Source organism: Sphingopyxis sp. (assembly GCF_050725615.1).
Lineage (GTDB): Bacteria > Pseudomonadota > Alphaproteobacteria > Sphingomonadales > Sphingomonadaceae > Sphingopyxis.
Map to the genome: position 1 here is coordinate 1 of NZ_JBOHHU010000128.1, position 8,846 is coordinate 8,846.

Below are 8,846 nucleotides of genomic sequence, written 5' to 3' on the forward strand. Positions count from 1 at the left end.
AAGCAATCCAGAGCCCGCGTAAACCGCTCTGGATTGCTTCGCTGCGCTCGCAATGACGGGATTACTCATGGCGGGCGTACGGGTTGTGCGTCCATTTCGGCAACTACCCGGTCCGAATCCGTTGATTGCTTTCCCCAACCCCGTCAAAAGGAACGAAAGGGAGCAGGGAGCATCATGACCATCACTTTGCTGATCGCCGCCGGTTATCTGCTCGGCTCGATCCCGTTCGGCGTCATTCTGACCCGGATGTTCGGGGCCGGCGACCTGCGTCAGATCGGATCGGGCAATATCGGCGCGACCAATGTGCTGCGCACCGGGCGCAAGGGGCTCGCGGCGGCGACGCTGATCCTCGACGGCGCGAAGGGGGCGGTCGCCGTGTTGCTGGCGCGGCATTTCTTTCCCGACACCGGCCATCATGGCGCGATGGTCGCGGGCGCGGCGGCGATGATCGGCCATTGTTACCCCGTCTGGCTGAAGTTCAGGGGCGGGAAGGGCGTCGCGACGCTGCTCGGCCTGTCGCTGGCGCTCGCCTGGCCGATCGGGCTGGTGTTTGCGGGCGTCTGGCTGGGCACCGTGCTGTTGCTGCGCATCTCGTCGCTGGGCGGGATGCTGGGGGCCGTCGCCGCGCCGCTGGCCGCGCTGGCGCTCGGCTATCGGGTCTATGCCATCGGCCTGGCCGGACTCGCCCTCATCGTGCTGTGGCGTCACCGCGAGAATATCGCGCGGCTGCGTGCGGGCACCGAACCGCGCGTCGGCGCCGGGAAAAGCACCGAATGACCGACGCCGAAAGGCTGGCACGGCTGCGGCTGATCCGCACGCCGCATGTCGGCCCGGTCAGCTGGCACCAGCTGATGGCGCGCTTCGGGTCGGGCGAGGCGGCGCTGGCCGCGCTGCCCGACCTCGTGCTGCGCGGCGGCGCGGGAAAGGTCCGCATCGCGCCCATCGACGTGGCGGTGCGGGAACTCGAGCGCGTCGCCGCGCTCGGCGCGCGCCATATCTTCAGCGACGACGAAGATTATTCCCCGCTGATGCGCGAGGTCGAGGGCGCGCCGCCGGTGGTGATCATACGCGGCGATACCGCCATGCTCCACCGGCCCTGCGTCGCGATCGTCGGCGCCCGCAACGCCTCGGCGATCGCTTGCCGCTTCGCGCGCCAGATGGCGGCCGAACTGGCGGCGCGCGATGTCACGGTGGTCAGCGGGCTGGCGCGCGGGGTCGACACCGCCGCGCATGTCGGCGCGCTCGGCGGCGCGACGGCGGCGGTGATCGCGAGCGGCATCGACATCGCCTTTCCGCCCGAAAATGCCGCGCTGCAGGAAAAGATCGCGACCGACCAACTGCTGATCGCCGAACAGCCGCCGGGCACCGAGCCGCTGGCGCGCCATTTCCCGTCGCGCAACCGCATCATCGCGGGCCTCGCGCACGGGACGCTGGTGATCGAGGCGGCGCCGAAGTCGGGATCGCTGATCACCGCACGCCGCGCCGGCGATTATGGGCGCGAGGTGATGGCGGTGCCCGGGTCGCCGCTCGACCCGCGTGCGCAGGGTTGCAACCTGCTGATCCGCGAAGGCGCGACGCTCATCCAGACGGTCGACGACGTGATCGAGGCGCTGGGGCCGATCGATGCGCGCATGGTCCGCGAATCGGTGCGTGGTTATGCTGCGACGCCCGCCGGACTCGACGCCGGGGAGGGGGATCGGCGGACCGTCGTCGAACTGCTCGGGCCGACGCCGGTCGCGGTCGATGAACTCGTCCGCCAGTCGGGCTGCCCCGCCGCGACGGTGCAGTTGATCCTGCTCGAACTCGAACTCGCCGGGCGCATCGAACGCCATGCCGGGGCCAAAATCTCGCGCCTGTGATACCTCGCACAGCGCGCTAACGCGCGACAATCTAACCATTCGTCGCGGTTCAGCCACGGTTCAGCGGCCGACCAACAGATTCGTGATATTATATCACATCGCGGGGAGTTTGATGATGCGAAGCCGATTTCTGAGTGGCGTGACGATGATCGCGGTCCTCGCGGGCGGCCTGGCCCCCGCGCCGCTGAGCGTCGCTTATGCCAAGCCGGGCGCGCCGCAACAGGGCTTCTGCCGCAACGCCGCTCCGCTGCCGAGCCTCGATGCCGAGATATACGCAACGCCGGCGCCCGCGATGGAGACGCGCGGCATAGGAGGCAGCAAGGCCAAAGGCACGAAGCGCAGCAAGGCCGAGCCGGAGGTGATGGCGCCGCCCCCGCCGCCGCCGCCACCTCCGCCCCCGCCACCAGCGATGGCGCCGCCGCCGCCGAGCTATGAGGGCGACGCCTATGCCCGCGAGGTCGTGGTGACCGGGTCGGCCCGATCCGAATATGCGGCGCCTGCCGGGGCGATGGACGTCGAGGAGCGCGCGCGGACGGCGATGCCGCCGCCCGCATCGACATCGCCGGTGCCCGGCTCATCCTCGGACTATACCGGGCGTCCGCCCGTGCCGCCGCGCCCCTATCCGCAACCGCAGCCGCAATCGGGGATATTGACTGCGGGCGAGCATGACGATCTGCTCAACCCCGAACTCTATGCCGCCTATGTCAATCGCACCGATCTGGGGCAGGCCATCCGCGTCCTGCCGCGCGTCGATACGATGCGCGTCGTGACGGTGAAGGTGAACGACCGCAACGGCCAGCCGATCCCCTTCGCCGATGTCGTCGTCACCTGCAGCGATGGCAACAGCATCACCATGGCGACGCAGGCCGACGGCAGCGCGGTCTTCTTTCCCGGCCTCGACCGGCTGAGCGAACGGATCACCGTGTCGGCGAAAAAGGCGGGCCGCAGCATCGCCGATGCGCGGCCGGTGCTGGTCGCCGACGCGCCGGGCGGCCAGGTCGTCGGGCTGACCGCCAGCCAGGCCGCGACCAGGGCGACCAAACTCGACCTGATGCTCGTCATCGACACCACCGGCAGCATGGGCGACGAGATCCGCTATCTGCAGTCGGAGATGCGGGCGATCATCGCGTCGATCGCCGCCAAGCATCGCGACCTCGATATCCGCGTCGGTTTTGTCTTCTATCGCGACATCGGCGACGAATATGTCACGCGCACCGTGATCTTCGACCGCGACATCGGCCGCGCGCAGGGCACGCTGGCGGCGCAATATGCGACCGGCGGCGGTGATTATCCCGAGGCGATGGACCAGGCGCTGATCCGCGCGGTCGGGCAGGAATGGCGCCCCGATGCGGTCAAGTCGCTGTTGCTCGTCGCCGACGCGCCGCCCCACAACGAGTTGTTCGGGCGCACCTGGCAAGCCGCCGAAGCGGCGCGCGCCAAGCGGATCCATATCACCCCGGTCGCCGCCTCGGGCGTCGCCGACGAGGCCGAATATGCGATGCGCGCGATGGCGGCGGCGACCCAGTCGCGCTATCTGTTCCTCACTGACGACAGCGGCGTCGGCAATGCCCATGCGGCGCCGGCGATCGACTGCTATCTCGTCACGCGGCTTGACGCGCTCGTCCGCCGCGTGGTCGACAGCCAGATCAGCGGCCGCCGGATCGAGCCCGAGGACAGCGAGGTGATCCGCAGCGTCGGCAAATATGACGCGGGCAAATGCTCACTGCCCGCCGACTTTAAATGGCAGAACCAGTAAGCCGTTGACTTGCCCCCGCGTCTGTTCGATGCGGGGGCCATGGGTCGCTTCGGGGAACCCCTGCCGCCGGACGGATCCGGCCGCCGGGGTCGGAGGACCTACCCATGAAAAAACTGCTGTCGGCCATCGCCATCGCGGCGATGCTGTCCCAGCCCGTCGCCGTGATCGCCAAGGACAAGGAACCGGTGAAGATCGCCGGCCCCGCCAATGCGAAGGGCGTCACCACCGTCGCCGTCGGCGCCTTCAATATCGGCTTCATCTTTGAATCGACCGACCAGACGGCGGCGTCGGGCGGGCTGATGGGCGCGTTCGGCGGTACCACCAAGGCGAAGAGCGAACTCGTCGGGGTGACGCCCGAAATGATGCAGGCGGTGACCGACGCCGCCTATGCCGATTTCGTGTCGCAGCTGACCGCGAACGGCTATGCGGTGCAGGCGCCCGCCGACCTGTTCGGCCACGCCGCGCTGGCCAGGACCAAGCCGCAGGAGGCGCCGCTCGACATCAACATCGCGCTGGAAAAGGGCAGCAAGGGCAAGGCGACCTATTACAAGCCCAGCGCGCTGCCCGGGTTGCACATGATCCCCGGCGACTTCGTCGGATCGGGGATGAGCAGCATCGGGATGAACATGGCGGCGGGGCAGGCGGTCGGGGCGCTCACCACCTATGCCAAGCAGGCGGGTGTCGGGGTGATCGACGTCGTCTACCTGATCGACTTTTCGCAGCAGAAGCGCCCCGGCGCGTTCAGCTTCGGCGGGATCGAGGTGAACAGCGCTCTCTCGGTGAGCGCCGACTATTCGCGCATCACGCTGATCGCGCCGAACGGCAAGCAGTCGGTGATCACGGTGAAAGCGCCGGTCGCGGTCGAGGGCGAGTTCGTCGAAAAGAGCGACGCGTCGAGCGGCGCCGACAAGGCGGTGCAATCGGCGGGCAATGTCGTCGGCGGGCTCGCCGCGGTCGCCGGGTTCGGCGGGCTGCGTTTCGGCAAGACGCGCAAATTCGCTTTCACCGCCAAGCCGGGAAATTATGAGGAAGGCGCGGCGAAGGCGGCGAATCTGGCGAGCACGATGTTGATCGGACGCCTGGCGCCGCTGCGGTAATGGGGTCTGGCGGACGCTCCGAAACGCTCTTGACGCGATAGCGGAGCGGCCGCCACCCTCGCGCGCAGGACGATCGCGGGGAAATTCCATTCATGTCATTCGACGCCAGTTTGCTGATTCCGGCCTTGCGGCGGTCGTGGGAGCTGGTCGTCGCGGCGCCGGTGACCATGCTGGTCGCATGGTTCGGCATCGCGGCGCTGGCGTTGCTCGCCGATGTGGGCAGCAGCCTGTGGTCGGGTTACGCCGGCGCGACCTGGGTCGCCTATGCGCTGGCGATGGCGGTGATTCAGATCTGGATCACCGGCGAAGCATTGCGCGGCGCGGGCTATCGCCCCATATTGTCGATGACCGGCGTGCTGATCCTGTTTGTTCAGGGGCTGTTGGTCGGACTTGCCATCCTTCTCGGTCTCCTTCTCCTCATCCTGCCGGCCTTTTATGTCGCGGCGCGTTTTTATATGTCGGGTGCGATCCTGGTGCTGCATGGCGGGGGCGCCGGCGCGGCGATGTGGCGCAGTTGGGACCTGCTAGCGGCGCGCTGGCCGGCCGCGCTGGTGATCGGGCTGATGGTGTCGTTGCTCTCGGCGGCGCCATGGATCGTCGCCCTGGTCGCTCCGGCGGTGCCGGTCGACTATGGTTTTGGTTGGCTGGTAACGGCGAACCTGATTTCGGCGGCCGGCGCGCTTGGCGGTTTTGTGACGGCCGTTGGCCTGCTTTTGACCATCGAGCCGCCAGCCTCGGCCTATCGGCAAATTTTCAGTTGACGATCGCGTCGACACCGCCACCCTCGCGCGTACGTACGTAAGGCACAGTCAGGACTAAGGTTTTTCATGCAGTTGGTTATTGTGGAATCGCCGGCAAAGGCGAAGACGATCGAGAAATATCTGGGCCGCGATTTCAAGGTTCTCGCATCCTATGGCCATGTTCGCGACCTGCCGCCCAAGGACGGGTCGGTCGATCCCGACGACGGCTTTGCGATGCAGTGGCAGCTTTATCCCGACAAGACGAAGCGGATGAAGGAAATCCAGGACGCGGCGAAGGGCGCCGACCGCCTGATTCTCGCGACCGACCCTGACCGCGAGGGCGAGGCGATCAGCTGGCATGTGCAGGAATTGCTGCGCAGCAAAAAGGCGCTGCCGGCCGCCGTCGACCGCGTCACCTTCAACGCGATCACCAAGGATGCGGTGCTGACCGCGATGGCGAACCCACGCGCGCTCGACGACGATCTGATCGACGCCTATCGCGCCCGCCGTGCGCTCGACTATCTGGTCGGTTTCACCCTGTCGCCGGTGCTGTGGCGCAAGCTGCCCGGCGCCAAGTCGGCGGGGCGTGTCCAGTCGGTGTCGCTGCGGCTGATCGTCGAGCGTGAGCGCGAGATCGAGGCGTTCGTTGCCCTGCAATATTGGTCGATCACCGGGTTGTTCGAAATGGCGGGCACCCCGTTCAAGGCGCGGCTCGCGCGCTGGCGCGGCGACAAGATCGAACGGCTGACGATCACCAGCGAGGCCGACGCGCGAGCCGCCGAGGCCGATGTGAAGGCGGGCCATTTCACCGTCGAGACTGTCGAGACCAAGCCGCTGACGCGCAACCCGCCGCCGCCGTTCACCACCTCGACGCTGCAACAGGAGGCCGCGCGCAAGCTCGGTTTCTCTGCGAGCCACACGATGCGGATCGCGCAGGGCCTCTATGAGGATGGCGCGATCACCTATATGCGTACCGACGGCGTCCAGATGGACGGCAGCGCGATCAGCGCCGCGCGCAAGGCGATCGCGACGCGCTACGACGGCGGCTATGTCCCCGACCAGCCGCGCCAGTATCAGACCAAGGCGAAAAATGCGCAGGAAGCGCATGAGGCGATCCGCCCGACCGACTTTTCGAAGGACAAGGCGGGCAGCGGTGACCATGGCCGGCTGTACGAGCTGATCTGGAAGCGCGCGATGGCGAGCCAGATGGCGTCGGCGCGGCTCGAACGCACGAGCATCGACCTCAGCGACGGCACCGGCAAGACGATGCTGCGCGCAACGGGGCAGGTCATCAAATTCCCCGGCTTCCTCGCGCTTTACGACGAAAGCCGCGACGACGCGGGCGACGACGACGATGCGCGCCTGCTGCCCGCGATGGCGAAGGGCGATGCGCCGGCCAAGACCGGGGTCGAGGTCGAAAGTCACGAGACCCAGCCGCCGCCGCGCTATTCGGAAGCGAGCCTGGTCAAGAAGATGGAGGAACTCGGCATCGGGCGTCCGTCGACCTATGCGTCGATCCTCCAGGTGCTCAAGGACCGCGCCTATGTGACGGTCGAAAAGAACCGCTTCATGCCCGAAGAGAGCGGGCGGCTGCTCACCGCCTTCCTCGAGCGCTATTTCACCCGCTATGTCGAATATGACTATACGGCGGGTCTTGAGGAAGAGCTCGACGATGTGTCGGGTGGCCGCGCGCAGTGGCAGGCGGTGCTCGACGCCTTCTGGCGCGATTTCAAGCCGCGCACCGGCGAGGTGATGGAGCTGAAGCCGTCGGAGATCACCGCAGCGCTCGACGAATTCCTCGGCCCCTACCTCTTCCCCGACAAGGGCGACGGCAGCGATCCGCGGCTCTGCCCCAATTGCGGCACCGGCAAGCTGGCGCTGCGTGGCGGCAAGTTCGGGCCGTTCATCGCGTGCAGCAATTATCCCGACTGCAAGTTCACGCGCAAATTCGCGCAGCCGGGCGGCAGCGATGGCGGTGATACCGGACCCGAGACGATGGGCAATGATCCCGACTCGGGCCTTGAGGTCACCAAGCGCAGCGGACGGTTCGGCCCCTATATCCAGCTGGGCGACGGCAAGGAGGCGAAGCGCTCTTCGATCCCCAAGGATATTTCGGGCGAGGATTTCGACCTTGATTACGCGCTGCGGCTCCTGAGCCTGCCGCGCGAGGTCGGCACGCACCCCGAAAGCGGCAAGGTCATCATGGCGGGCCTGGGGCGCTATGGGCCTTACCTGCTCCACGACGGCAAATATGCGAAGCTGACGGGTACGACGGAAATCTTCGACATCGGGATGAACGCTGCGGTCGTCCGCATCGCCGAAGCCGCGAATGGCGGCGGGCGCGGGCGGACCAAGGCCGAACCGCTCAACACCTTCGGCCCGCACCCGACCAGCGGCGGCGAGATGAAGCTGATGGAGGGGCGTTTCGGGCCCTATGTCACCGACGGCACCACCAACGCGACCCTGCCCAAGTCGATGGAACCCGCCGCACTGACGCTGGAGGAAGCGATCGCGCTGATCGACGCGCGCGCGGCGAAGGGGCCAGCGAAAGGCAAGAAAAAGGCGGCGCCGAAAAAGGCTGCGGCGAAGAAGGCGCCCGCCAAAAAAGCTCCCGCGAAGAAAAAGGCGCCGGCGAAAAAGGCCGCTGCCGAGGAGTAGGGTTTGGCGCGGGGCATTTTCGCTGCGGCCTTATCATGTTAGCATCAGCGCATCGGGAGGTATTTTGATGCGCCGCTTGCTTGCCGTCCTGTTCGCACTTTGCCCGCTCCTTGTCGTGCCCGCGATGGCGCAGCAGGCCGGTAGCCTGATCTCGGTCGATCCGATGCCTTCCACGCCGCCCGGCGTCCAGGCCTGGCGGATCAGCTATTGGACGACCAACGCGGCCAATGCGCCGTTGCAGGTGACGGGCATCGTCGCCGCGCCGATGGAGGCTGTGCCGCCGCGTCCGCGCCGCGTCATCGCCTGGACGCACGGCGCATGGGGTGTCGCCGAAAAATGCGCGCCGTCGCTCAGCGGCAATTTCTTCGGCGCCTCGGCCGGCGTCGAGCCTGCGGTGCGCGCGGGCTATGTCGTTGTGGCGCCCGATTATATCGGGCTCGGCAGTCCGACGATGCACCCGTTCCTTGTTGGTGACGACACGTCGCGCGCGGTGCTCGACGGGGTGCGGGCGGCGCGCGGCATTCCGGGCGCGGCGGCGGGCAACCGCTTTGCGGTCTGGGGCGAATCACAGGGCGGCCATGCGGCGCTATGGACCGCTATTCGCGCGCGGGCCTATGCCTCGGACCTGACGCTCGTCGGCGCGGCTGCAGCCGCCCCGCCGACCGACCTCGCCGCCAATTTGCGCGAAGGGAGCGACAAGAATGCGCGCGCCCTGCTGTTGTCCTTCGCCCTGCAC

Annotated in this window: 7 protein-coding genes; all 7 read left to right on the forward strand. The window is 67.4% G+C overall.

Annotated features, from left to right (window positions below; genetic code table 11):
• Positions 1–174: 174 nt before the first annotated feature.
• The gene (plsY, locus tag ACREB7_RS19760; protein ID WP_431593972.1) at positions 175–777 is read left to right on the forward strand and encodes a glycerol-3-phosphate 1-O-acyltransferase PlsY; all 603 of its coding nucleotides are present in this window, start codon (positions 175–177) and stop codon (positions 775–777) included.
• Positions 774–1,859, forward strand: coding sequence for a DNA-processing protein DprA (gene dprA, locus ACREB7_RS19765; RefSeq protein ID WP_431593973.1), 1,086 nt, complete (start codon positions 774–776; stop codon positions 1,857–1,859). Before plsY ends, dprA begins: the two co-directional genes overlap by 4 nt.
• A gap of 115 nt (positions 1,860–1,974) precedes the next feature.
• The gene (locus ACREB7_RS19770) at positions 1,975–3,615 is read left to right on the forward strand and encodes a vWA domain-containing protein (protein ID WP_431593974.1); all 1,641 of its coding nucleotides are present in this window, start codon (positions 1,975–1,977) and stop codon (positions 3,613–3,615) included.
• 104 nt (positions 3,616–3,719) lie between these two features.
• A complete protein-coding gene (locus ACREB7_RS19775; RefSeq protein WP_431593975.1) occupies positions 3,720–4,712 on the forward strand; it encodes a hypothetical protein in 993 nt (330 codons plus the stop codon).
• A 92-nt stretch (positions 4,713–4,804) separates the two neighbouring features.
• Complete coding sequence (locus tag ACREB7_RS19780) at positions 4,805–5,473, forward strand: hypothetical protein (protein WP_431593976.1); 669 nt, start codon at positions 4,805–4,807, stop codon at positions 5,471–5,473.
• Positions 5,474–5,539: 66 nt separating this feature from the next.
• Positions 5,540–8,110, forward strand: coding sequence for a type I DNA topoisomerase (topA, locus tag ACREB7_RS19785; protein WP_431593977.1), 2,571 nt, complete (start codon positions 5,540–5,542; stop codon positions 8,108–8,110).
• Between the two features lie 67 nt (positions 8,111–8,177).
• On the forward strand, positions 8,178–8,846 hold a 669-nt coding region (locus ACREB7_RS19790), incomplete at its 3' end, for a lipase family protein (protein ID WP_431593978.1).